General features: G+C 70.3%; 20 protein-coding genes. 5 read left to right on the forward strand and 15 right to left on the reverse strand.

Annotation, left to right across the window (positions count from 1 at the left end; genetic code table 11):
- Positions 1-48 precede the first annotated feature (48 nt).
- Entirely contained in the window at positions 49-807 is a 759-nt protein-coding gene (locus FFK22_RS05495) for an HpcH/HpaI aldolase/citrate lyase family protein (protein WP_306770076.1), read from the forward strand.
- Between the two features lie 3 nt (positions 808-810).
- Here the strand turns inward: FFK22_RS05495 and FFK22_RS05500 are convergent, their stop codons facing one another.
- The 5 genes from FFK22_RS05500 to FFK22_RS05520 form a co-directional block, all read right to left on the reverse strand.
- Positions 811-1,632: a carbohydrate ABC transporter permease gene (locus tag FFK22_RS05500; protein WP_138887532.1), complete on the reverse strand. Its 822-nt coding sequence runs from the start codon at positions 1,630-1,632 to the stop codon at positions 811-813.
- Positions 1,629-2,678, reverse strand: a complete 1,050-nt coding sequence (locus FFK22_RS05505; RefSeq protein ID WP_221938408.1) for a carbohydrate ABC transporter permease — start codon at positions 2,676-2,678, stop codon at positions 1,629-1,631. Before FFK22_RS05505 ends, FFK22_RS05500 begins: the two co-directional genes overlap by 4 nt.
- A 76-nt stretch (positions 2,679-2,754) precedes the next feature.
- On the reverse strand, positions 2,755-3,972 hold the full coding sequence (locus tag FFK22_RS05510; RefSeq protein WP_138887533.1) for a sugar ABC transporter substrate-binding protein: 1,218 nt from the start codon (positions 3,970-3,972) through the stop codon (positions 2,755-2,757).
- Between the two features lie 26 nt (positions 3,973-3,998).
- A complete protein-coding gene (locus FFK22_RS05515) occupies positions 3,999-4,919 on the reverse strand; it encodes a sugar phosphate isomerase/epimerase (protein WP_138887534.1) in 921 nt (306 codons plus the stop codon).
- Complete coding sequence (locus FFK22_RS05520; RefSeq protein ID WP_138887535.1) at positions 4,916-5,947, reverse strand: Gfo/Idh/MocA family protein; 1,032 nt, start codon at positions 5,945-5,947, stop codon at positions 4,916-4,918. Before FFK22_RS05520 ends, FFK22_RS05515 begins: the two co-directional genes overlap by 4 nt.
- Before the next feature lie 151 nt (positions 5,948-6,098).
- Here FFK22_RS05520 and FFK22_RS05525 point away from each other — a divergent pair, with 151 nt between their 5' ends.
- Positions 6,099-7,133, forward strand: coding sequence for a LacI family DNA-binding transcriptional regulator (locus tag FFK22_RS05525; RefSeq protein ID WP_221938410.1), 1,035 nt, complete (start codon positions 6,099-6,101; stop codon positions 7,131-7,133).
- Between the two features lie 103 nt (positions 7,134-7,236).
- On the forward strand, positions 7,237-10,815 hold the full coding sequence (locus tag FFK22_RS05530) for a hypothetical protein (protein ID WP_221938411.1): 3,579 nt from the start codon (positions 7,237-7,239) through the stop codon (positions 10,813-10,815).
- On the opposite strand, the gene FFK22_RS05535 is transcribed toward FFK22_RS05530, so the two are convergent.
- From FFK22_RS05535 to FFK22_RS05560, 6 genes are all read right to left on the reverse strand, one after another.
- Positions 10,812-12,197, reverse strand: a complete 1,386-nt coding sequence (locus FFK22_RS05535) for a DUF2325 domain-containing protein (protein WP_138887537.1) — start codon at positions 12,195-12,197, stop codon at positions 10,812-10,814. The two genes, FFK22_RS05530 and FFK22_RS05535, sit on opposite strands and share 4 nt — an antisense overlap.
- Before the next feature lie 214 nt (positions 12,198-12,411).
- Complete coding sequence (locus FFK22_RS05540; RefSeq protein ID WP_138887538.1) at positions 12,412-12,597, reverse strand: hypothetical protein; 186 nt, start codon at positions 12,595-12,597, stop codon at positions 12,412-12,414.
- A gap of 14 nt (positions 12,598-12,611) precedes the next feature.
- On the reverse strand, positions 12,612-13,604 hold the full coding sequence (locus tag FFK22_RS05545) for an alpha/beta fold hydrolase (protein WP_221938419.1): 993 nt from the start codon (positions 13,602-13,604) through the stop codon (positions 12,612-12,614).
- Between the two features lie 84 nt (positions 13,605-13,688).
- Entirely contained in the window at positions 13,689-14,108 is a 420-nt protein-coding gene (locus FFK22_RS05550; RefSeq protein WP_138887540.1) for an organic hydroperoxide resistance protein, read from the reverse strand.
- 14 nt (positions 14,109-14,122) lie between these two features.
- Entirely contained in the window at positions 14,123-14,671 is a 549-nt protein-coding gene (locus FFK22_RS05555; RefSeq protein ID WP_186002321.1) for a helix-turn-helix domain-containing protein, read from the reverse strand.
- A 166-nt stretch (positions 14,672-14,837) separates the two neighbouring features.
- Positions 14,838-15,995: an epoxide hydrolase family protein gene (locus tag FFK22_RS05560; RefSeq protein ID WP_221938420.1), complete on the reverse strand. Its 1,158-nt coding sequence runs from the start codon at positions 15,993-15,995 to the stop codon at positions 14,838-14,840.
- Positions 15,996-16,303: 308 nt separating this feature from the next.
- On the opposite strand from FFK22_RS05560, the gene FFK22_RS05565 reads away from it, so the two are divergent.
- A complete protein-coding gene (locus FFK22_RS05565; RefSeq protein ID WP_138887586.1) occupies positions 16,304-19,138 on the forward strand; it encodes a winged helix-turn-helix domain-containing protein in 2,835 nt (944 codons plus the stop codon).
- Between the two features lie 179 nt (positions 19,139-19,317).
- Here the strand turns inward: FFK22_RS05565 and FFK22_RS05570 are convergent, their stop codons facing one another.
- A complete protein-coding gene (locus tag FFK22_RS05570) occupies positions 19,318-20,190 on the reverse strand; it encodes a LysR family transcriptional regulator (protein ID WP_138887542.1) in 873 nt (290 codons plus the stop codon).
- 140 nt (positions 20,191-20,330) lie between these two features.
- Between FFK22_RS05570 and bla the strand changes: the two genes are divergently transcribed.
- Positions 20,331-21,212: a class A beta-lactamase gene (bla, locus tag FFK22_RS05575; RefSeq protein WP_138887543.1), complete on the forward strand. Its 882-nt coding sequence runs from the start codon at positions 20,331-20,333 to the stop codon at positions 21,210-21,212.
- A gap of 48 nt (positions 21,213-21,260) precedes the next feature.
- Here the strand turns inward: bla and FFK22_RS05580 are convergent, their stop codons facing one another.
- From FFK22_RS05580 to FFK22_RS05590, 3 genes are all read right to left on the reverse strand, one after another.
- Positions 21,261-21,686 carry an organic hydroperoxide resistance protein gene (locus FFK22_RS05580; RefSeq protein WP_138887544.1) on the reverse strand — a complete coding sequence of 142 codons (426 nt, stop codon included), beginning with the start codon at positions 21,684-21,686 and terminating at the stop codon, positions 21,261-21,263.
- 93 nt (positions 21,687-21,779) lie between these two features.
- Entirely contained in the window at positions 21,780-22,751 is a 972-nt protein-coding gene (locus FFK22_RS05585) for a heparin lyase I family protein (protein ID WP_138887545.1), read from the reverse strand.
- A gap of 70 nt (positions 22,752-22,821) precedes the next feature.
- A complete protein-coding gene (locus FFK22_RS05590) occupies positions 22,822-23,799 on the reverse strand; it encodes a heparin lyase I family protein (RefSeq protein WP_138887546.1) in 978 nt (325 codons plus the stop codon).
- Between the last annotated feature and the right edge of the window lie 24 nt (positions 23,800-23,823).

Raw genomic sequence — 23,823 nt, forward strand, 5'->3', positions numbered from 1 at the left:
CATGTTTCGCCCCAACCGGTTGAAGGAAGGCTGCGCCGCGGCGACCAGCTGTTCGGCGCCTGGGTCGGCAGCGGCTCGCCCACGGTGGCGGAGATCATGGCCCATGCCGGCTTCGACTTCGTCATCCTGGACACCGAGCACGGGCCCGGCGGCATCGATGACACCATCGGCCTGCTGCGTGCGGTGCAGGCGTCGGACACCCCGGCGGTGGTGCGGGTGCCGGCGCATGACCCGGTCTGGCTCAAGCGCGTGCTGGATGCAGGCGCCGACAGCCTGATGGTGCCGATGATCGAGAGCGCGGCCGAGGCCGAGGCGCTGGTCCGCGGCTGCCGCTATCCGCCGGCCGGCCGCCGCGGCTATGCCGCCGGCGCGGTGCGCGCCTCGACCTATGGCTTCGAGCCGGACTACATGCGCAAGGCCAACGACAACCTGCTGCTGCTGGCCCAGATCGAATCCAAGGACGCGGTGCCGGAGGCCGCTGCGATCGCCCAGGTCGACGGCATCGACATGGTGTTCATCGGCGTCAACGACCTCGGCGGCTCGATCGGCCTGCTCGAACAGTTGCACGACCCGCGGGTGCAGGACCTGGTCAGGCAGATCGAGGATGCGGTGCGGCCGACCGGCACGCCGCTCGGCACCGTGCCCAGCAGCGCCTCGACCTGGGCAGAGCTGTTCGACCGCGGCTACCGCATGGTCACCGGCGGCGGCGACGTGCCCTATCTGCGCCAGGCGGCCTCGGATTCGGTCGCGGCCCACAAGGCCTACCGCGAGGGCGCTGGGAAGGGGACCAAGGGCGGCGGGTACTGACCCCTACTTCAGCGCCCCGGCCGTCAGCCCGCTGACGATCCGGCGCTGCAGCAGGGCGAAGACGATCAGGATCGGCGTCACATAGATCGCGGCATAGGTCATGATCCCGCCCCAGTCATTGGTGTTCGGGCCCATGAAGGAGGACAGGCCGACCGTCGCGGTCTGCAGGGTCTCCGCCGCGATCAGCGACCGCGAATAGACGTACTCCCCGAAGGACTGCAGGAAGATCAGCACCGACACCACCAGGATGCCGTTGCGGGCGAGGGGGATCATGATGCGCAGGAAGGCGCCGATGCGCGAGGCGCCGTCGACCCGCGCGGCATCCTCCAGCTCGCGCGGCACCTGCAGGAAGGTCGACCGGCACAGCACGATGTAGAGCGGCAGCACCTTGGCGGTCTGCGCCAGCACCACCGCGGCGCGGGGCGTTTCCAGCAGGCCGATCTGGCTGAAGGCGACGAAGATCGGCGTCACCATCAGCGACGGCGGCAGCACCTGCAGCATCAGCACCAGGAACAGCGCCACCGCGGTCCAGGCGTTGCGGTGCCGCGACAGGGCATAGGCGGCGCCGGTGCCGATCAGCGTCGCCAGCACCGTGGTGCCGATCGCGATCAGCAGCGAGTTCCACAGGTACCGGTCCATCGCATGCTCGGCGAAGATCCGGCCGAACTGCCATTGCGGGTCGGTGGGCCAGAAGCTCGGCGGGAAGGCGAAGATCTCGCTGCCCGACTTCAGTGCCGTGACATACATCCAGTACAGCGGGAACAGGTAGATCGCGGCGAACAGCAGGGCGAAGCCCAGCAGGATGAAGGGCTTTGCCGGCTTCATGCCGCGTGCTCCCGCTCGGTCGAGCGGACATAGAGCGCGGCGACCAGGATCACCAGCGCGATCATCAGCACGGCAACGACGCTGCCGGCCGAGATCTCATAGGTTTCGAAGGACATCTGCCAGGACCAGTACTGGGCGACGTTCGACGCGTTGGCCGGGCCGCCCTTGGTCATGGCCGCGATCAGGTCGAACTGCTGCAGCGTGAAGATGATCCCCAGCGACACCACGGCGCCCAGGGTCGATCGCATCATCGGCAGAGTGATGTGCAGGAAGCGCCGGCCGGCCCGGGCGCCGTCGATCTCCGCCGCCTCGTACAAGTCGCGCGGGATCGCCGCGAGGCCGACCGACAGCAGGATCATGTTGAACGGGATGCCCAGCCAGATGTTGGCGATGATCACCGCGAACAGGGCCACGTCCGGGTCCGACAGCCAGAAGATCTTGCCCTCGGTCAGGTGCAGGCTGGTCAAAGCGTAGTTCAGCACGCCGAAATCGCCGGCGAGGATCCATTTCCAGATCGCGCCGACCACCAGCGCCGGCATGATCCAGCCGGCCAGGAACACGCCGCGGATATAGGTCGCGCCGGGGAAGGGCTGCTGGAAGAACAGCGCCAGGCCGAAGCCGATGCTCAGCTGGAAGGTGATCGACAGCACGACGAAGATCACCGTGTTCTTCAGGATCTGCAGCGCCTCCGGCCGCGCGAACACGTCGCGGTAGTTGTCCAGCCCGGCGAAGGGCCGGTCGAAGGAGGCCAGCGAGAACATGTCCACCTGCTGCAGCGACATCACCAGCGTGTAGACCAGCGGGAAGGCGGCGAAGACCAGCAGGTATCCGACCGCGCACAGCACCAGCACCACGTCGAAGCCGCTGCCGTCCCGCAGGGTGCGGAACAGGGGGAGGCGGGCGAGGGCGGGGCGGCGGGAAGCTTCTCTAGTCCCCCCTCCCCCCGCGGGAGGGGGATAGGGGGAGGGGGCTCGCGCCACCGGAGCTGCCGGCTGGAAATTGACCGAACGGTCGGTCATCGATTGGCTGGTTCGGGTGCGCGTCATCGACAACCCCCTCCCCCTGCCCCCCTCCCGCGAGGGGAGGGGGGACTCGTTGTTGCGGCGATGGCGGTGCTCCGCCTCACTTCTTCAGCACGCGGTCGATGGTCGCCTGGGCGGTCTGCAGCGCCGTCTTGGCGTCGCTCTGATGCGTCAGGGCCGACTGGATCGCGGTCTGGATCGCCTTCGAGATCTTCGGCCAGTCCGGGTTCGGGCCGCGCGGCCGGGCGTACTGCATCTGCTCGGTGAACACGGCATAGGCCTTCGGCCATTGCGGCGAGTCGACCTTGGCGTCCTGGACCGGCGGCAGCAGGCCGAACTCGTTCCAGATCCGGTGGTTCTGCGAATAGATGTATTCCAGCAGCATGAAGGCCTCCTTCGGGTGCTTGGAGGTCTTGAAGATCACGTTGTTGAAGTCGCCGAGGGCCGAGGCGCGCGGGCTGCCCTGCTTCTCGACCGGGAACAGTGCCACGCGATAGTCGAACTTGGCCTCCTTGGCCATGAACGGCAGCTCCCACGGGCCGGAGATGACCATCGCGGCGCTGCCGGCGTTGAAGGTGCCGGATGAATCATGCTGGCCGCGGATCAGCGTGTCGGGCGAGGCCAGCTTCTCGTCCAGCAGCTTCTGCCAGAACTCCAGCGCCCGCACCGCACCGTCCGACCCGACGCTGTCGTAGTCGGCGCCGGCGCTCTGGATGAAGGGCAGGAACTGGAAGGTGCCCTCCTCGGTGCCGATGGCGGAAAAGGCGAGGCCGTAGACGTTCTTGGCCGGGTTGGTCAGCGTCTTCGACGCCTGATACAGCTCGTCCCAGGTCTGCGGCGGCTTCTCGGGATCGAGCCCGGCCGCCTTGAACATGTCGGCGTTGTAGTAGAGGGCCAGGGTGTTGGAGGCGCGCGGGATGGCGTAGAGCTTGCCGTCCCAGATCGAGGAGTTGCGCGGGCCGGGATAGAAGGCGTCGGCCTTGATCACCTGCGACTGCTCGACATAGGGCGACAGGTCCAAGAGCACCCCGCGCGCTGCGAACATCGCGGTCTCCGGGTTGTCGATGCCGATCACGTCGGGAGCCGATCCGGCGGCATAGGATCGCATCGCGTCGTTCACCACGTCGGCGAAGTTGACGTGCTTGATGTTGACCGTGATGTCGGGGTGCTGGGCCGCGAACTCCTTGGCCAGCACATAGGTGAACTCGCCCTCGTCGTCATGGGTCCAGACCTCCAGCGTCACCGGCTCGGCCCGGGCCAGGGCGGTGGAGGCGAGAAGGGCGGCGGTTCCCAACAGAAGTCGCAGGGTCCTGGACATGAGCTTCCTCCACTGTGTTGGTTGTTCTATTGCGGATTGGCGATGAACTCCCCGCCGCGGCAGCGCTGCAGGTAGCGCAGGCCCTCGACCTGGCCGGTCATCTCCAGGTCGCCGCGATAGACCGGGTCGTGCCAGCCCTCGATGTCGATCGAACCGCGGAAGCCGCCCAGCCGCAGCTCGGTGATCACCCGGGTCCAGTCGGTGTCGCCGAAGCCGGGGGTGCGGTGGAAGGCGAAAGGCACGCGGCCGTGCACGCCGTGCTCCTTGACCACGTCCCAGCGCACCGTCGCGTCCTTGCCGTGGACGTGGAAGATCTTCGGCGCCCAGCGCCGGATCTGCGGCACCGGGTCGATCAGGTAGTACAGCTGGTGGCACGGCTCCCATTCCAGGCCGAGATTGTCGTCCGGCAGGGCGTCGAACATCAGCTCCCAGGCGGCCGGGTTGTGGGCGATGTTCCAGTCGCCGGTCTTCCAGCTGCCCTCCATCGGGCAGTTCTCGAAGGCCAGGCGCACGCCCTTGTCGGCGGCGCGCCTGGCCAGCCGGCCGAACACCTCCTTGAATCGCGGCAGGCTCTCCTCCAGCGGCTTGCCGCGCACCCGGCCGGTGAAGCCGGCGACGATGTCGGTGCCGAACAGATGGGCGTTGTCGATCAGCGTCTCCCACCCGGCCAGGGTCTCGCGGTCCTGCGCCTGGTCCTCCAGCGGGTTGCCGAACATGCCGAGCGCGCCGACGGTGACGCCGCTGTCGCCGATCGCCTCGCGGATCTGCCCGGCCAGGCGCGGGACGTCCTTGCCGCCCAGGGTCTGCCAGAAGAACGGCTCGATGCTCTCGAAGCCATGGGCGATGATCTGGCGGACATAGCCGGCCGGGTCGTCGCCATTGGCGCGCACCATGGTGCCGATGCGGATGTCCTGGTGCCCGGTCCGGGCAGGCTTGGCGCTGGTCATGGTCCCTCGATCGTCTGGATGGCCACGCGGCGGCCCTGGCGCGCGCTCTCGATCGCGCCGAAGACCATGGCGAGGCTGTGGAAGTTCTGGTGGCCGACCGTCTCGGGCTCGGTGCCCGTGCGGACCGCATCGACGACGTCGCGGATGATTCCGAGATGGCCGCCGGTCCGGTCGGCCGGATCCGCGGGCGGCATCTCGATGGTCTCGGGCGCGAAGAACAGCCCGTCCCGGTGGTTGCTCGCCACCTCGGCCCGAAAACCCTCGGCCCCGTCCCAGCTCAGGCTGCCCCTGGTGCCGGTCAGGCGCCATTGGCTCTCCCAGCTGGTGCGCAGCCCCTCGGCGCACCAGCTGCCGCGATAGGTCAGGACGGCGCCGCCCTCCAGCTCGAAGATGGCATTGGCGCTGGCGCCATGGGCGTACCAGGACCCGGCCGGGTTGCTCTCATGGCAGTAGACGGCGAGGGGGCGGCGGCCGGCGACCAGGCGGGCGGCATCCAGGGTGTGGATCGCCATGTCCAGCAGCAGCACATGCTGCATCTCCTCGCGGAAGCCGCCGAAATGCGGCGCGACGAAGAAGTCGCAATGCACGCCGGTGATGTCGCCGATCAGGCCGCTCGCGGCCGCCCGCTGCAGCCGGCGCACGCCGGGATGATAGCGCCGGTTCTGCACCACCGCATGCACCCGCCCGGCCGCCTTGGCGGCGACCACCAGCTCGCGCGCGGCGTCCAGGCTGTCAGCCATCGGCTTCTCGCTCAGCACGTGGCAGCCGCGGGCGAGGCCGGCCAACACCACGTCGCGGCGGGCCCCCGGCACGACAACGTCGAACAGGATGTCGGGTTTGAGGCGATCCAGCAGGGCCGGCACGTCGGTGCCGATCTCGGCGCCGGCCAGACCGAACTCCTCGGCGCGGCCACGGGCCCGCCCGGGGTCGAGATCGGCCAGGCCGACCACCTCCAGCCCCTCGATCTGGCGGGCGGCTTCGAGCCAGGCCCGGCTCATGGCGCCGCATCCGGCAAGGACGGCTCGCACCTGGTTTCGCTCCCTCGGTTCGGCGGTTTGTACGATTGTGTCGCCGTAAACGTTTACGATATTGATGTCGGGCGCATCCGGCTGTCAATACGGTTCTGGCATTACCGATGCGTTCGGTTGCACTCTGTCGCCGCGGAAGGGAGAAGATCACTTGGGAATCCGCGAGCTCGCGAAGCATCTGAACATCTCGATCGGGACCGTCTCCCGCGCCCTGAACGGCCGCGGCGACGTCAATCCGGAGACAAGGCGGCGGGTGCTGGAGGCGGCGGCGGCGCTGGGCTATTCGCCGAACCAGTCCGGCCGCAGCCTGCGCCAGGGGTCGACCAATGCGATCGCCTTCATGCTGCAGACCTATAGCGGGGCCGAGCTGTATGGCGAGCCCTTCTTCATGGGGCTGTTCAGCGGCGTGCAGCAGGCGCTGGGCCGGCACGGGCTGGACCTGATCGTGCTGCTGAACACCCCGGACGGCGACCATGAGGCGCAGCTGCGCCGGGTGGTGGAGCGGCGCCTGGCCGACGGCATCCTGCTGCCCTGGACAAGGCGGGTCGACCCGCGGCTCGACTTTCTGCTCGACCGCCGCTTCCCCTTCGCCGCGCTGGGCCGCAGCCTGTCCGGCGGTGAGCATCCCTGGATTGACCTCCACTTCGAGCAGGCGGCGGATGTCGCGGTCGACCGCTTCGTCGGCTTCGGCCACCGCCGCATCGGCCTGGCCAACAACGGCCACGACCTGATGCACGCCCATATCCTGCTGGACGGCTATCGCCGGGCCCTGGCGCGGCACGGCATCGGCTTCGACGAATCGCTGGTGCGGACCGAGGAGATGACCGAGGCCGGCGGCTACCGCCTGGCGTCGGGCCTGCTGGACCAGGGACCGCTGCCGACGGCGCTGCTGGTGGCGAATGAGCGGATGGCGGTCGGCGTCTACCGCCGGCTGAACGAGGCTGGGGTGCGGCCGGGACGGGACATCGCCATCATCGGCGGCATGATCGACAGCCCGGCCAGCCGCTTCCTGTCGCCGGCGCTGACCTGCTTCCGCCTGTCGCTGCACGATCTCGGGGTGAGGCTGGCGGAGGCGCTGCTGGCGACCATGCCCGGCCATGCCGATGCCTATGGCGGCCTGGTCCAGGACCTCTGGCCGCTGGAGCTGGTGCCGCGGGAGAGCGACCGGGTGCTGCTGGGCGGGTGATCCCGATCGATTAGGTTCCGGTTGACGGGATGGGAATCCCATCCGTACCCTGCTGTGTCATAACAATTTCAAGAATAGTTCACAGCCGAGGGGGAAGGCCGTCATGAGCCTGAGCTTCAAGGATGCCGTGTCCCGAGTCGGACAGCAGCGCAGCCCGGCCGCCACCCAGCGGTCCGCGAATACGGATCAGTTCAATCTGTCCGTGCAGCGCGCCAAGGACGAGAAGCCCGCCGCGCCCCCTGCGCAGCAGCCGGAGGCGGCGCCGGTCTATCGCTGGAACAGCGACCCGGCCGGGATCGCCGAGCGCAAGATCGAGCCGGGGGTGTGGCCGTTCCGGATCTATGCGCAGGAAGGCGTCGACCCGAAGGACAACAAGGCCCTGCACGACCAGCTGGCGGCCACGCCGCAGCTCGACCCGAAGGCCTTCGGCAACCGGCCCGGCGCGCCCGCCGGCATCGATCAGGCGCTCGAATCCTGCGACAAGGTCTATGTCCTCGATTCGGACCGGCTCGGGCTGCTGAACAACCAGCGGACGGCCCTCGCGACTGCCAGCGACCCGAAGAAGAGCGAGGCGGACCGGGACAAGGCGAAGGACGACCTGGTCGTCGCCATCGCGCAGGAGGTCGACCAGGCCTCGCTGGGCCAGGGCGTGCCCAGCTTCGGCACCGACGCCAACGGCAATGGCAAGCTCGACAGCGGCGAGTTCAGCAAGCTGGTCGCCCCGATCGCCGAGCGCGCGCCGAACGACCCGGTCTTCCTCGACGCGCTCAACCAGGTCCGCGAGATGAAGGAACGGTCGTGGAAGGCCGACGGGCGGACCACCGACCAGCTCGGCAAGATCGCCGAGGCGGGCGATCGCGGCGACTATGCCGCCGTCACGGCCGAGACCAAGCGGCAGCTGGTCGCCCTCGCCGACGGCACGGAAGGGCCGGACGCGGCGAAGATCACCGCCCTCACCAAGCGGGCGGGCATCTACCAGGCCTATGTCGGCGGGGACGAGAAGAAGTATCTCGCCGCCGTCACCGAAGGGACGAAGCAGGCGATCCAGGAACTGCGGGTCGAGCGCCCGGTGCGGGAGCTGCAGGCCGCCTGGGGCAAGGGCGGCACCGACGGGGCCAAGGCCTTCCTGGCCAAGCTGCGCGAGACGACGGACACCAAGGACACTCTGCCGGGCAGCGGCTCGCTGCTGGCCTCCGACCCGCGCGTCCAGGGCATGGTCGACCAGTCGATCGACGCGATCGCCGGCTCGCAGTCCACCGGCGACGACCGGCGGGCGCAGATGAAGGCGCTGATCGACCTCGGCGCCTCCTGCCAGACCATCCTCTACAATGACGGGGCCAAGGCCGGCGCCGGCAAGGCCTTCGTCGACCATGTGGCCGCCCGGATCGTCGACAAGATGAACGGCGATCTGCCCATGGACCACCTCAACCTGCTGCACGAGCAGCAGTTCTTCAGCCTCATGAGCCGTGAGGACGCGGAGGGGTCGGGCACGTCGCTGTTGACCGCCATCGCCGCGCGGACCGCGACTCTTGGCGCTCAGGAGGTGGCGGATCACGAGAAGAAGGGCGAGCTCGGCCAGAGCGACTACCTGTCGCAGAACTCGAACGCCCAATGGGCGGTGCGGCGCAGCATCGAGCAGTTCGACGCCGCCGCGACCAAGCAGGACGACAAGATCAACAAGCTCTACAACGAGCTGTATCACGGCCTCACCGGCTGGGGCGGGATCAAGGGCGACGACCCGATCCCGGCGTCGGCCCAGCTGGCGCGGGACATGGAGGCGATCGACAACCTGTCGCCGGAGAACAAGCAGAAGGCGCAGGAGCTCACCAAGGAGGGCGAGAAGAAGCTGCCGCAATGGGAGCGGCAGGAGAGCATCCAGCTCGCGCTCGACCTCTACAAGCCCGACCTGAAGAAGGTCGACGGCTTCGACAACGACGCGCCGATACCGATGCTCATGGGCACCGGGATCATGATGACCAAGTCGAAGTCGATGCAGGAGGCGGTGAAGGACCTGCCGGAGCTGCCCAAGACCAAGACCGATCCCTACGCCAACGCCTCGACCTCGGATCCGGCGACCGCCGGCACGATCTGGGTCCAGCGCGCGACCCGCGCCCTGGCCACCTTCGCCGTGGTCGAGACGATGAAGGGCGGCGTCAAGGACATCAACCAGGCCATGGCGGAGAATCGCTACCAAGCGATTCTCCGCGGCGAGGCCACGGCCAGCCGGGCCGAGATCGACGCCCTGCAGAAATACATCAAGGACCCCAAGACGAACCCCAATAAGGACTTCGCCAAGTTCTTCGACGGGCTGAAGGCAAGCCTGGGGCAGGGGCGGCTGGAGGACATCATCGCCGGGCGGGCGAAGCCGACCGACGCCGAAAAGCGGCAGATGGCGAGCGCCGACCGGCTGAACATCGGCACCAACGCCATCACCCGCCTCTCCGGCGGCGGCAGCGCCATCCTGTTCGGCCGCAATCTCGGGGCGCTCGACGGCTCGCCGGCCGATCTCGTCTATTACGTGCCGCACACGATGATGATGCTCAACGCCGCGCAGACGGCGCTGCTGCCGAACGCCCGGGAGATCCTGACCGGGAAGGATGCGGGCGCGCCGGGCAGCCTGGAGACCCGGCTCAAGGGCGCCCAGGCCCGGGTCGCCGCCAGCGATCTCGGCCCGCTGCAGAAGGGGCTCTGGGGCAAGTCCCTCGGCGCGTTGAACGGGCTGCGCGGCGGCGGTGTCGACGTGCTCTATGTCGGGGCCGATCTCAGCAACGCCGTCATGAACGGCTTCGGCATCATGGGCACGAAGCAGGATTTCGTGAAGACGGCCGGCTACGCCACCGCCACGGTCAGCGACGCGATGTTCGCCCTCACCGCCAGCGCGACCCTGTCGAACGGGGCGATCGCCGAGACGGCCCTCGGCCGGCTCATCACCGCCCTCGGCCCGCTGAAGATCAGCGGGATCGCCGCGGTGCTGCAGGTGGCGGGCGCCGGCATCGTCCAGGGCCGGGGCGCCTACAACGCCGCGCACACCTACGACAAGGCGGATGCCGACGCCGTCCAGGTGCTGTACGGCGTCAAGGACCGGAAGGTGGCGGAGGTGCTGGCGGACCACAACGACCTGCTGGACGAAGGCCTGCTGGGGATCCTGCAGACGGTCTTCCCGGGCGACGAGCACCTGATGGGCGGCGACGAGCTGACCCGGAGCTCCGGCAACGTCCTGACCGGCACCTACAGCGAGCTCGACTACACGCGGGCGCGCCTCGGCCGGCTGTTCAACAGCTGGTCGCCGGAGCAGGCGGAGGAGGTGGCCAAGACCGTCAAGGACATGACGGCCAAGGACGGCAAGCTGTCCGAAACCCAGGACGATCTGAAATATCTCCAGCTGCCGCCCGATCCGACCAAGGCCGATCTCTCGAAATATCCGGGCGTCCGCTACAACAGCGACACGAAACGCTACGAGGATTCGGCGACCAAGATGCACTGGGAGGGCGATCGCTGGTGGGCGCCGCCGAAGAAGGTCACCGAACCGGTCGGCCTCGGCTCTGTGCCGAGCCAGGATCCGCTCTGGTACGATCCCGGGCAGCAGACGCTGATGCATGAGAACGGCTTCGCCTTGCAGGTGAAGCCGAACAGCCAGGAGGGGCTCAAGGCCTGGCTCAAGGGCAAGGGCTATCTCGACTAGGCCGGGGTGACGCCGGGGGAGACCTTTTCGGCATCACTGATCTCGCCGTCATTGCGAGGAGGCGAAGCCGACGAAGCAATCCAAGGGCCGATTCGCACTGGCCCCTGGATTGCTTCGCTGCGCTCGCAATGACAGTGTTGAGAATTCTGAGAGTAGCCGGAGAGACGGCGGCCAGCCCTACTCTGCGGCAGCCCGCCCATCGACCCGACCGCCGCGGCGAAGCTGGCCAGGCTGGCGGTGCGCAGCGGCGCGAAGGGCTTCTCGGCCGCGCGGCACAGGCGCTTCACCTGGCCCGCCGCGTGGTGGCTGACACAGTCGACCGGGAAGAAGGCGATATCGGCCTGGCTGACCAGGCCCGGCAGCAGCGTCGGGCTATCCTCGACGCCGCCGTCATGGCTCAGCAGCACGCCGCCGAAGCGCGCGGCCAGGGCCCGCAGCTGCTCGACCTGCTTCGGCCGGCCGCCGACATAGAGCAGCGTCCGCCCCTGCAGCTCCGGCGCCGGCCCGGACGCCTCGGCGGGCTCCGCCGCCGGCTGGTCCAGCGCCGCCTCCAGCGCGGCGATCTCGCCCTGCAGCGCCGCGGCCTGGCCCTCCGCCTGCTCCACCCGGCCGGTCAGCCGGGCGACAGCCTCGTCCTGCGCCGCCAGCCGTTCAGCCAGCAGGGCTGACCGCGCTTGCTCGTCGGCCAGGCGCCGGCGCAGCGCCTCATTCTCCACCGGGGCAGGCGTCGGCGCCGCGGCTTGGCGTCCCGCCGCCTGCTCCAGCGCCGCCACCCGCCGGGCCAGGGCCTCGCGCTCCGTGCCGATCTGCTGCAGCCGCTCCTCCTGCCGCGCGATCCTGTCGTCGCGGGCGCCGAGCTCCTGCTCCAGATGGCGCAGCCGGGCGATGTCGGCGCGGTTCGACATGCCGACGAGATGCGACAGCATGTGCACCTCGCCATAGACCTCCTGCACCAGCGGCCCGTCGGTGGCCGGGTGGCTCAGCACCGCCCAATAGGCGCCGGGGATGTCGCCGCGTTCCAGCGCCTCCTGCCACAGCGCCCGCACCTCCGCCGCCGTCCTGGCCTTGGCGAAGCGCCTGATCGCGGTCTCGTGCCGCTTGTCGAGCAGCTTGTTCAGCAGCTTGCCGGCGACCTCCTTCTGCCCGGCGGCCCGCACCGCGCGGCCGTGCAGCGCGTGCTCGGAGGCGGTGCGCGCATCCGGGTCGTTCAGCTTGGCGAAGAGCTGCCGCAGATCCGCGGTCGACAGGCAGGTGCCGACCACCGAGCAGTGCAGGTTCGGCGACAGCTCCCAGATCCGGTCGCGGCCCCTGGCCGGAAGGACGAGGTCGTCCGGACTGATCGTCGATGGACGCGGGATGACCGCCGAGGAGGGCACCGGCATTGCGGCTGTTCGAAACAGAGGCACGGAAACCGGCAGGGTTGGCATGCCCGGACTCCCATCGATATATCCAGTTGAATATCACGATGGGCCGCGGTCAAGAGATCGTCAACGTTGTATTAGAGTGGATATATCGACTTCCTGCCCAGACGGGCACACGGGCACACGGGCCGCGGCGCGCCGGCGGTGGGGCCGGCGCGCCGCGGTCGTCAGGCGATCATCGGCCGGGCCGTTTCGCCGGCGGGCTCTGGCTGGGCGGTGTCGGCTCCGGCCCGGACCCGAGCGGGGCCACCGGTGTCGGGGCGTAGCGAGACTCGCCCAGCGTGCCGCAAGCGGCGGCGAAGCTGCCCGCGGCGCCGAGCATGGCGCCGGCGGCGAAGCGGCGGAGGAACGACAGGCTCATCTGAGCCTCCATGGCTAGAGTTTGGCGACGTCGAGCACCGCTTGGGCGAAGGCCTGCGGGGCCTCCTGCGGCAGGTTGTGGCCGATGCCGCCGGTGATGGTGCGGTGCTCGTACTTGCCCGAGAACTTGCCGCGATAGGCCGACGGCTCCGGGTGCGGCGCGCCGTTGGCGTCGCCTTCCATGGTGATCGTCGGCACGGAGATCACCGGGCCCTGGGCCAGCTTCTGCTCGATCTCGTCGTAGCGCTTCTCGCCCTCGGCCAGGCCGATGCGCCAGCGGTAGTTGTGGATCACGATGTCGACATGGTCGGGGTTGTCGAAGGCCGTGGCGCTGCGGTCGAAGGTGGCGTCGTCGAAATGCCATTGCGGCGAGGCCAGCTGCCAGATCAGCTTGTTGAAGTCGTCCCGGTTCTGGGTGTAGCCCTCGCGGCCGCGCTCGGTGGCGAAGTAGAACTGGTACCACCACTGCAGCTCGGCCTTCGGCGGCAGCGGCTTCTTGCCGGCGGCGACGCTGCCGATCAGGTAGCCGCTGACAGAGACCAGGGCCTGGCAGCGCTCGGGCCACAGCGCCGCGACGATGTCGGCGGTGCGTGCGCCCCAGTCGAAGCCGCCGATGATCGCCGTCTTGATCTTCAGCGCATCCATCAGGGCGATGGTGTCGACCGCCAGGGCCGCCGGCTCGCCGTTGCGGACCGTGCGCTCCGACCGGATCCGGGTGGTGCCGTAGCCGCGCAGATACGGGATGATCACCCGGTAGCCGGCCGCCGCCAGCAGGGGCGCGACGTCGACGAAGGCGTAGATGTCGTAGGGCCAGCCATGCAGCAGCAGGACCACCGGACCGTCGGCCGGGCCGGCCTCGGCATAGCCGACATTGAGGTCGCCGGCGTCGACCTGCTTCAGCGGGCCGAAGCCGGCGCCGGAAGAAGCGACGGGCTTGGCCGCCAGAACATTGGCCTGAGCGGCCTCCGCGGTCCCGATCGAGACGAACGGGGCGGCGGCCAGGGCCATCAGCGCAGTGCCGAACAGGCGGCGGCGCGGGAGATCGATATCGTCGGGCATGCGAGGCTTCCTTCGGGGGCCGGCAGGGGCGGCTCAGATCACGGTCAAGGTAACGTCGATATTGCCGCGGGTGGCTTTGGAATACGGGCAGAGCTGATGCGCGGCCTCGACCACCTGCCGGGCGACCTCTCGGTCCAGGCCGGGCAGGCTGATGGTCAGCCGGGCCTGCAGGAAGAAGGCGCCGTCGGTGGTGCCCAGGTCGACCTCGGCGTCGACCGCGCGGTCGGCCGGCAGGGTGACCTTCATCTCGCTGGCGGCGCGGCCCATGGCGCCGATGAAGCAGGCCGACCAGCCGGCGGCGAACAGCTGCTCCGGATTGGTGCCGGTGCCCGGGCCGCCGGGGGGCGACAGCTTGATGTCCAGCCGGCCGTCCGCGCTGCGGGCCATGCCGTCGCGGCCGCCGGTGGTGTGGGTCTTGCCGGTGTACAGGACCTTGTCGATCTTGGTCATCATGGTCTCCAGGGTGTTCAGGGGGGCGTCAGGGGTGAAAGGGACGCCCTGGTCTGGTGCCGCCGGCGCCAGGCGCTCGGGGTCTCGCCCAGCCAGCGGCGAAACAGCTTCGACAGATGCGCCTGGCTGGCCAGGCCGCAGGCCAGGGCGATCTGGCTCAGCGGGTCGTCGGTGCCCAGCATCAGCTGCTGCGCCCGCTCCAACCGCAGGCCGGTGATGTAGCGCTGCGGCGTGGCGCCGAAGCTGTCCTTGAAGGCGCGGGCGAAATGGCTGGCGCTCAGCGCCGCCTGCTCCGCCAGCTCCTCGATCCGCAACGGGCGGTGCAGGGACCGGCGCAGATAGCGGTCGACCCGGCGCTTCTGCCAGGGCGCCAGCCCGCCGCGGGCCCCTTTGCCCCGGGTCGCGGCCGACAGCGTCAGCAGCGTCACCAGCCGCACCGCCGCGGCGCGCGCCGCCTCCGGGTTCCGGCCCAGCCCGCGGCGGACATCCTCCAGCAGCGCCTCGGCCGTCTCGGCGGGGCCGCGAGACGCATCGGCGGCCAGGGCCGCGAAGCTTGTCCCGTCCATCTCCATCACCGGTGTCCTCCAGCCCGTCGTCGATGCTGGATATCTAGTCGAGGGCTGGGGGGATCGCCCGTTAAGGGTTGTGAGCCGTTGTTAGCGACCGCAAAGCACGGTGAACACGGGCCCGGCGGGAAGGCCGGGTCCGTGTCCTGTCCCGGCGGTCCAGGGGTCAGCGCAGCGAGCGGAAGGCGGCACGGACCTCGCCGGCGAGCAGCTCCGGCTCCTCCCAGGCGGCGAAATGGCCGCCCTTGTCGACCTCGTTGAAGTAGATGAGCGTGTGATAGGCGCGCTCGACCCAGCTGCGCGGCGCCCGATAGATCTCGCCCGGGAAGATCGTCACCGCCGCCGGCAGCGAAATGTCCACCGCGTTGAAGTTGTTGGAGTGATCCTCCCAATAGATCTGCGCCGCGGAGGTGGCGCTGTCGGTCAGCCAGTACAGCGAGATGTCGTCCAGGATCTCGTCGCGGGTCAGTGACTTCTCCGGGTCGCCGCCGCTATAGGTCCATTGCGCGATCTTGTCGTACATCCAGGCGGCCTGGCCGACCGGGGAATCCGCCAGGGCGTAGCCCACGGTCTGCGGCCGGGTCACCATCATGGCCGAGTAGCCGGTGTTGTTCCGGTAGAAGTCGTTCAGCTGGTCGTAGGCGGCCTTCTCCGGGGCCGGCAGCCCGGCCGGGGCAGGCAGGCCCTGCGCCAGCAGCGGCTGCAGCTCGGCCGGCACCGTCGCGGGCATGTTGACATGGATGCCGATCAGCCCCGGCACCTTCTGCATCGCCATCCGGTGCGAGATCACCGATCCGCAATCGCCGCCCTGCGACACGAAGCGCTTGTAGCCCAGCCGCGCCATCAGCTCGCCCCAGGCGCGGGCGATATGGTCCGAGCCCCAGCCGGTGGCGGTCGGCTTGCCGGAGAAGCCGAAGCCCGGCAGCGACGGCACGACGAGGTGGAACGCGTCCTCCGCGCTGCCGCCATGGGCCGTGGGGTCGGTCAGCGGGCCGATGACCCTCACCAGCTCCAGGATCGACCCCGGCCAGCCATGGGTCATGATCAGCGGCAGGGCGTTGTCGTGCTTCGAGCGGACATGGATGAACTGGATGTCCAGCCCGTCGATCTCGGTCACGAACAGCGGCAGGGCGTTCAGCTTCGCCTCGACCTTGCGCCAGTCGTAGTCGGTGCCCCAGTACCGCACCAGCGCCTGCAGCCGCGCCAGCTGCACACCCTGCGACGCGTCGGCGACGGTCTCCTTGCCCGGCCAGCGCGTCGCCGCGATGCGCCGGCGCAGGTCGGTCAGCGCATCCTCCGGAATCTCGACGCGGAACGGGCGGATCGCGCCGCCCTGGGTGGCGGCCGCGGCCAGCCGCGCGGGCAGGAAGCTCAGCGTGCCGGCGGCGGCTATCATGGTTGCGGACGTCGCCAGGAAGCCGCGCCGGGTGGCGGGCGGCACTGCGTCGGACATGATCGTTCCTCTGCTGCGGGACGGACCGGCCGAAATGGGCCGGTGCGTGCGCGACCCTAGCGCCGGGTCCGCGCCCGTGCTTTCACGGGACCGCCGGGTTTGCCGCCGATTGCTGGATTCTGCGCCGGCCCTTCCCCTAGGATGCGGCCGATTCGAACCGTGGCGGAGAGTGGCGCGTGATGATGGGGCCGACCCAGGCTGGGGACGTTTTCTCCTTCGGTCCCTTCCGCCTGGCCGCGGGCGAGCGGCTGCTGACCCGGGAGGGCGCCCCGGTCGACCTGGGCGCGCGGGCGCTGGACATCCTGGTCGCCCTGGTCTCGCGCCCGAACGAGCCGGTCGGCAAGCGCGAGCTGATGGCCGAGGTGTGGCCCGACGTGACGGTCGAAGAGGGCAGCCTGCGCTTCCACATCGCCGGGCTGCGCAAGGCGCTGGGCGATGGCCAGGACGGCGCGCGCTACATCACCACCCTGCCGGGCCGGGGATACTGCTTCGTCGCGCCGGTGCTGCGGTCGGCCCCGCCGGCCCAGGCGGCTTCCTTCACCGGCGCCACCTTCCTGCCGGCACGGCTGGCGCGGATGGTCGGGCGGGAGGAGGAGATCCAGGCGCTGTCGGCCCAGCTGGCCGCGGCGCGCTTCGTCACCATCGTCGGCCCCGGCGGGGTCGGCAAGACCACGGTGGCAGCCGCGGTGGCACATGAGCTGCTGCAGGCCTTCGCCGGCGCCGCCCTGTTCGTGGATTTCGGGCTGCTGACCGATCCCCGCCTGGTGCCGGTCGCGGTGGCGTCGATGCTGGGCCTGCCGATCCAGTCGGAGGATCCGGCCCCGCGCCTGATCGCCCATCTGCGCGACCGGCGCTTCCTGCTGGTGCTCGACAGCTGCGAGCATGTGATCGACGGCGCGGCCGCCCTGGCGGCGGAGATCTTCCGGACCGCGCCCGAGGTGCACATCCTGGCCACCAGCCGCGAGGCGCTGCGGGTCGAGGGCGAGCAGGTCCGCCCCCTGGCGCCGCTGGCCAGCCCGCCGGAGGACTCCGGCCTCACCGCCGCGACGGCCGGGGCGTTCCCCGCCATCCGGCTGTTCCTGGAGCGTGCCGCCGCGGCCGGGGCCCCGCTCGAGCTCAGCGACGCGGACGCCGCGCTGGTGGCGGAGATCTGCCGCCGGCTCGACGGCGTGGCGCTGGCGATCGAGCTGGCGGCCGGCCGGGTCCAGGCCTATGGCCTGCGCCAGACCGCGGCCCTGCTGGACCAGCGCCTGCCGCTGTCCTGGCCCGGCCAGCGCAACGCGCCGCCGCGGCAGCGCACGCTGCAGGCGACGCTGGATTGGAGCTACGACCTGCTGTCGGAGCCGGAGCGGCTGGTGCTGCGCCGGCTCGCCGTGTTCGTCGGGCCGTTCACCATGGAGGCGGCGCTGGGCGTGGTGACCGGCGGGGCGGTGGACGACGCCCTGCTGTTCGGCGCGATCGACAGCCTGGTCGCCAAGTCGATGGTTGCGACCCGCCCGGTCGGCGCGATGATGCGCTACCGCCTGCTGGACACCACCCGCGCCTATGCCCTGCAGATCGCCGGCGAGGCCGGGCGCGCCGATCTGGCCGCGCGCCATGCCGGCTATTACCGGCGCTGGCTGGAGCAGCTCGGCGGCGACTGGCCGACCCTGTCGAACGCGGCGGAGCGAGGGCCGTATCTGTCCGCCATGAACAATGTGCGCGCGGCGCTGGACTGGTGCTTCGGCCCGGGCGGCGATGCCGGGCTCGGCGTCGCGCTGGCCGCGGCGGCGGCGCCGGTGTTCCTGGCGATGTCGCTGCTGACGGAATGCCGGCGCTGGTCGGAGCGGGCGATCCTCGCCCTCGACGGCGATACCCGCGGCGGCGACGACGAGATGCATCTCCAGGCGGCGCTGGGGATGGCGCTGCTGGTCCTGCAGGGCGGCAGCGACGCGGCGCGCACGGCGCTGGAGCGGGGCCTGGCGATCGCCGATACCCGCGGCGACGCCCTCGGCCAGCTGCTGCTGCTGGGGCCGCTGCACATGTTCCACCTGCGCACCGGCACGTTCGACAGCGCCCTGGAGCTGGGGAGGCGGGGCGCCGCCCTGGCCGGGTCGGTGGCGGATCCGGCTGCCGCGGCGCTGGCGCATTTCCTGCTCGGCATCTCGCTGCACCTGGCCGGCGACCTCGGGGGCGCCCGGGCCGCGCTGGAGGCAGCGCTGCGGCACCAGCCGGGCGGGCCGCGGGCGAGCACGATCTATCTCGGCTTCGAGGGCCAGAACCTGTCGGGCGCCATCCTGGCCCGGACCCTGTGGTTGCAGGGCCATCCGGACCAGGCGGCGGAGCAGGCGCGCCGGGCCGTGCGCGAAGCCGAGCGGATGGACCATCCCGTCACTCTGTCCGTGGCCATGATCTGGGCGATCACCGTGTTCCTGTGGACCGGCGACCTGCGCAGCGCCGAGCAGCATGTGGCGTGGTTCACCGCCCGCGCCGGCTCCCATTCCCTCGGCCCGTATCTCGCCGTCGGGCAGGCCCTCGGCGGTGCGCTGGCCCTTCGCCGCGGCGATGCGGCGGCCGCGGTCGAGGCCCTGCAGGACGGCCTGGCGGCGCTGCACGAGGCGCGCTACGAGGTGCTGACCACGGCGCTCGAGATCGCGCTGACCGAAGGGCTCGCGGCGACCGGTCGGGCGGTCGAAGGCCTGGACCTGGTCGAGGAGACGATCCGGCGGGTCGAGGCCCGCGGCGACCTCGTCTACATGCCGGAGCTGCTGCGGGTGAAGGGGCTGCTGCTGGCGGCATCGCAGGCGGTGGGCGCCGAGGCCTGCTTCCGCCAGTCGCTGGACCGGAGCCGAGGCCAGGGCGCGCTGGCCTGGGAGCTGCGGGCCGCCGCCGGTCTCGCCGCGCTGCTGGCCGGGCAGGGCCGGTCCGGCGAAGCCGCGGCGCTGCTGCGGCCGGTGTTCGACCGATTCACCGAAGGCGCGGAGACGGCGGATTTGCAGGCCGCCGCCCGCCTGCTGGCGATGCTGGAGGCGTGAAGGGGGAGGAGAGGGCGCACGGGCCCTTCCGGCCCACGCTTTTATCCGTCATTCCCGCGAAAGCGGGAATCTTCCCCGGTGCAGGCGTAGCGAGATCCCCGCTTTCGCCGGGATTGACGATGTTTTGAATGGGACGATGCGCGCGGATGCGCTCAGCCGGCCGAGTCCGGATGTTGGCGCTAAGCTCCATCGATCTCCGTCGCGATCCACCGGGCAAAGGCCTGCATCGACGCGGTCTCGGTTCTCGACTTCAGCCGGGTCAGCCAGTAGCTGCCCGTCGACGCCGTGACGTCGAAGGGCTGGACGATCCGCCCCGCCTCGATCTCCCGCGTGAACATGGCGACGGGGACGAGAGCCACGCCGACCCCCTGCGCCGCCGCCTCGACCAGGGTCAGCGACGAGTCGAACATCCAGCCGCGCAGCTTCGGCGGCTCGATGCCGGCGGCCCGGAACCACAGGCCCCATTCATCCACCCGGTATGATCGCAGCAACTGCTCGTTGGCCAGATCCGCCGGGCTGCGCAGGCGCGGGCGCAGCGACGGGGCGCAGACCGGCGACAGCGGCGCGTCCATCAGCCGGGCCGCATCGGTCCCATGCCAGGCGCCGTCGCCGAAGCGGATGAACCAGTCCAGCCCGTCGAGCAGCATGTCGGCGGTGTTGTTGTTGGTCTTGATCCGCAGGTCGACGAAGGGGTTCTGCTGCTTGAAGCCGTGCAGCCGCCGCAGCAGCCAGCCGGTGGCGAAGGCGGCGACCACGCCGACGGTCAGGATCTCCCGGAAATTGCCGTCCTCGAACTGGCTCAGCGTCGCGCTCATGCGCCGGAACGCGTCGGTCAGCACCGGCAGCAGCGCCAGCCCCTCATCGGTCAGGGCCAGGCCGCGCGGCAGGCGCTCGAACAGGGTCACGCCCAGCGTCGCCTCCAGCGCCTTGACCTGATGGCTGATGGCGGTCTGCGTCACCCGCAGCTCCAGCCCCGCGCGGGTGAAGCTGCCCAGCCGGGCGGACGCCTCGAAGGCCCGCAGGGCGTTGAGCGGCATCTTCGAGACGTCCATGGTCCGATCCGGCTAAGGCCAACTTCAGCTCATGTCTATGCCAAGCATTCCTCGTTTGGCCAGGGGCATGGCGTCCGTCTATTCAAGCTCGAACGGCGATGCCGACACACTGGCAGCCACCCCACTCATGGAGACAGGATTTGACGATCTTGGTATCGCGCCGGCTGGCGCTGGCCGGCTCTCTGCTCGCGGTTCCTGCGCTGGCCTCGGCAGCGCGGGCGCAGTCCGGCGGCGACGCCGCGGCCCGGCTGGCCGAGCTCGAACGCGTCCATGGCGGCCGCCTCGGCGTGGCGGCGCTGAACCTCGCGACCGGTGCGCGCATCGGGTACCGGGCCGATGAGCGCTTCCTGCTGTGCAGCACCTTCAAGGCCCTGGCGGCGGCCTTCGTCCTGGCTCGCGTCGACCGGAAGCAGGAGCGGCTGGACCGGCGCATCGTGTTTTCGCGCAAGGATCTCGTCGGCAAGTCGGTGCTCGAGCCGCGGGTCGGCAGGGCCGGGGCGACGATGGCCGAGCTGTGCGATGCGGCGGTGACGTACAGCGACAACACGGCGGGCAATCTGCTGCTCGCCAGCTTCGGCGGTCCGGTCGGGCTGACCGCCTTCCTCCGCTCGCTGGGCGACGAGGTCTCGCGGCTGGACCGCATCGAGCCGGGACTGAACGCCTATGCCGGGCCGGGCGACCCGCGCGACACCACGACGCCGGCGGCGATGCTGGAGACGCTGCGCAAGCTGCTGTTCGGCGACGCGCTGTCGCCCGCCTCGCGCCACCAGCTGGCGGCGTGGCTGATCACCAACAAGACCGGCGATACCCGGCTGCGGGCCGGCTTCCCGGCGGGCTGGCTGGTCGGCGACAAGACCGGCACCGGCGGCAACGCCGAAGGCAGCACCAACGACGTCGCCGTCGCCTGGCCGCCGGATCGCGGCACGGTGATCGTCACCGCCTATTGCGAGCTGCCGTCGCAGACCTTCGAGCAGCGCAACCCGGTGGTCGCCGAGATCGGCCGGATCGTCGCGCAGGTCTGAGCGGGCGTCGCGGCACGGCCGGGGCATCCCGGCCGTGCCGCCGTTGCGTCAGGCGATGTGCAGCCGGACGTCGACATTGTTGCGGGTGGCGTTGGAGTAGGGGCAGACGTGGTGCGCCTTCTCCACCAGCGCCTGCGCCTGGGCCTTGTCCAGGCCGGGCAGCGAGATCGTCAGGTCGACATCGATGCCGAAGCCGCCCGGGATCTCGCCGATGCCGACCTCGGCCTTGACCGATGCGTCGGGCGAGATCTGCACCTTCTCCTTGCCGGCGACGAACCGGATGGCGCCCAGGAAGCAGGCGGAATAGCCGGAGGCGAACAGCTGCTCCGGATTGGTGGCGCCGCCCTTGCCGCCCATCTCCTTCGGCACGGCCAGGGGCAGGTCGATGATGCCGTCGGACGACTTCGAGCGCCCGTCGCGGCCGCCGGTCGAGGTCGAGGTGGCCTTGTAGATGATCTTCTCAGGCTTGCTCATGGGATGCTCCTGGGTTGGGCCGCACCGTGATGCGGCCGGGGAAGACGGTACAGAGATGGGATGGCAGCCTGAGGCTGCCACCCGGCTGCGGCGCTATTGGTCGAAGCGCCGGGGATCGACCGCGGCGAAGCTGCTGCCGCGGCCGAAATCGTCGAAGCGGACCACCAGCGGCGCCGGCGACGGGTCGCGATAGGGTCCGAACTTGAAGTACTGGTCGCCGCCGCCCGGGACGCCGATCGGGCCGCGCACGGTGGCGACCGGCCGGCCGTCGGCCCAGATCTCGACCAGGTCGTCGGGCCGGCCGGCGACGCGCAGATGCACCACCATGTCGACCCAGGCGCCGAAGGGCGAGGGCAGCGGCGCCGTGCGGTCGATGGCGAGGCCGCGGCTGCACTCGGCCGCGCGGTCCGGCGGCCCGGCGTCCAGCTCGCCATCCAACTCGGGGGTGCCGCCATGCAGGAAGCTGCGCCTGCCGTCGGGAAAGTCCGAGAAGTCGTAGCCGTCCTGCCAGGCGACCAGCACCCGGCATTGCCGGACGGGCGACGCGGTCTCCTGCTCCACCGTCAAATGGAAGGCGCCGCCCTTGAAGCGCTGGGCCAGGATCGGGCTCCGGCTGGCGTCCTGCTTCCACTGGCCGACCACCAGCCGGTTGCCGCCGGCCCCGGCGTCCGGGCTGTCGATGCGGAAGCTGAAGCCGAACCAGCGGTCCGTGCCCGGCGGCTCGGTCGATTGCAGCCACAGCTCGGCGCGCTGGTCGTCCTCCGGCGCGAACACCGCCCCCGGCGCGGTGTCGAGGCAGCCGCTGCGCTGCCGCTCGATCTCCGCCTTCGGGATGGCCGGCGGCATGGTCGCGTCCGGCAGCAGGGCCATGCCGGCGGCATAGCGGCCGGAGCGCACCACCGTCTCCTCGATGAAGAAGCGGTTCTCCGCCCGCGGGCAGGGGGCCCAGAGCTGCGGGTCGATGCGGCCCGATTCGAATCCATCGCTGATCTCGGCGGCGGCCGGTGCTGTGGCCAGGATCAGGACGGCCGGCAGCAGGAGCCGCCGCGACAAGGCTGCGAGCATGATCGTCCCGGTGTATCGGGCCGTGGCAGGATAGGCGTCCGGCCCGACGCAGCCAAGCGGCGCCGGTTCCTCACTTGTCGAACCGCCGGGGATCGACCTCCTCGAAGCTTTGGCCCAGGCCGAAATTGTCGAGATGGGCCACGACCGGGGTGTCGCCGGGGTCGCGGTACGGCCCGATCTTGAAGTACTGACGGCCGCTGTCGTGATAGCCGAGCCGGCCGCGGACGGTGACGATCGGCTGGCCGTTGGCCCAGACCTCGATCAGGTCGTCCGGCTGTCCGTCGACCTTGATATGGACCACCATGTCGACCCAGGCGCCATAGGGTGAGGGCAGCGACGCCTTGCGGTCGATGCTCAGATCGCTTCCGCAATCGGCGGTATAGTCGGGCGGCAGCTTTGCGCCGGTCTCGTCGAAGCCGTCATGCAGGAAGCTGTGATGCGGCGGGAAGTCGGAGAAGTCGTAGCCGTCCTCCCAGGCCACCAGCACCCGGCACTGCTGGTACCTGGCCGGACCGTCCTGCTCCACGGTGAGGTAGAACTTCCGGTTGCGGAAGCGCTGGCCGAGGAAGGGGCTGTACTGGCCGCTCTGCTTCCATTGCCCGACCAAGAGGCGCTGGCCGTCGGCCTCAGGCGCGACCGGCGCGTCGATCCGGAAGCTGAAGCCGTACCACTGGTCGGTGCCCTTCGGCTCGGTCGCGCGCAGCCACAGCTCGGCCCGCTGGTCGCTGCCCGCCATGAACTCCATGTCCTTGTCGGAATCGATGCAGCCGCTGCGCCGGTGCTCGGTGTTGACCGCCTCGATCGCCGGCGGCAGGTCCGGCGTTGGCAGCAGCGCCATGCCGGCCGAATACCGGCCGGAGCGCGCCAGCATGTCGTCGATGAAGAAGCGCCCCTCCGGCCGCCGGCAGGGCGACCAGACCTGCGGCGGGATGCGCCCGCCCTCGAAGCCGTCGCTGATCGAGCCGGTCGTCGGATCGGCGGCGGCCGGGGCGGCGGCCAGCAGGAGAAGGAACGCTGGCAGGGGCCACCGCATGAAGGCTGGAAGCATGGATCTGTCGAACTGCCGAATCGG

Origin of the sequence: Mycobacterium sp. KBS0706 (genome assembly GCF_005938675.2) — a bacterium.
GTDB lineage: Bacteria > Pseudomonadota > Alphaproteobacteria > DSM-16000 > Inquilinaceae > Inquilinus.

Coding starts and splice junctions, on each gene's coding strand:
- FFK22_RS05500 (WP_138887532.1), bottom strand. CDS start 1,632: ATGAAGCCGGCAAAGCCCTTCATCCTGCTGGGCTTCGCCCTGCTGTTC.
- FFK22_RS05505 (WP_221938408.1), bottom strand. CDS start 2,678: ATGACGCGCACCCGAACCAGCCAATCGATGACCGACCGTTCGGTCAAT.
- FFK22_RS05510 (WP_138887533.1), bottom strand. CDS start 3,972: ATGTCCAGGACCCTGCGACTTCTGTTGGGAACCGCCGCCCTTCTCGCC.
- FFK22_RS05515 (WP_138887534.1), bottom strand. CDS start 4,919: ATGACCAGCGCCAAGCCTGCCCGGACCGGGCACCAGGACATCCGCATC.
- FFK22_RS05530 (WP_221938411.1), top strand. CDS start 7,237: ATGAGCCTGAGCTTCAAGGATGCCGTGTCCCGAGTCGGACAGCAGCGC.
- FFK22_RS05535 (WP_138887537.1), bottom strand. CDS start 12,197: ATGCCGGTGCCCTCCTCGGCGGTCATCCCGCGTCCATCGACGATCAGT.
- FFK22_RS05540 (WP_138887538.1), bottom strand. CDS start 12,597: ATGAGCCTGTCGTTCCTCCGCCGCTTCGCCGCCGGCGCCATGCTCGGC.
- FFK22_RS05545 (WP_221938419.1), bottom strand. CDS start 13,604: ATGGCCCTGGCCGCCGCCCCGTTCGTCTCGATCGGGACCGCGGAGGCC.
- FFK22_RS05550 (WP_138887540.1), bottom strand. CDS start 14,108: ATGATGACCAAGATCGACAAGGTCCTGTACACCGGCAAGACCCACACC.
- FFK22_RS05555 (WP_186002321.1), bottom strand. CDS start 14,671: ATGGACGGGACAAGCTTCGCGGCCCTGGCCGCCGATGCGTCTCGCGGC.
- FFK22_RS05565 (WP_138887586.1), top strand. CDS start 16,304: ATGATGGGGCCGACCCAGGCTGGGGACGTTTTCTCCTTCGGTCCCTTC.
- FFK22_RS05570 (WP_138887542.1), bottom strand. CDS start 20,190: ATGGACGTCTCGAAGATGCCGCTCAACGCCCTGCGGGCCTTCGAGGCG.
- FFK22_RS05580 (WP_138887544.1), bottom strand. CDS start 21,686: ATGAGCAAGCCTGAGAAGATCATCTACAAGGCCACCTCGACCTCGACC.
- FFK22_RS05585 (WP_138887545.1), bottom strand. CDS start 22,751: ATGCTCGCAGCCTTGTCGCGGCGGCTCCTGCTGCCGGCCGTCCTGATC.
- FFK22_RS05590 (WP_138887546.1), bottom strand. CDS start 23,799: ATGCTTCCAGCCTTCATGCGGTGGCCCCTGCCAGCGTTCCTTCTCCTG.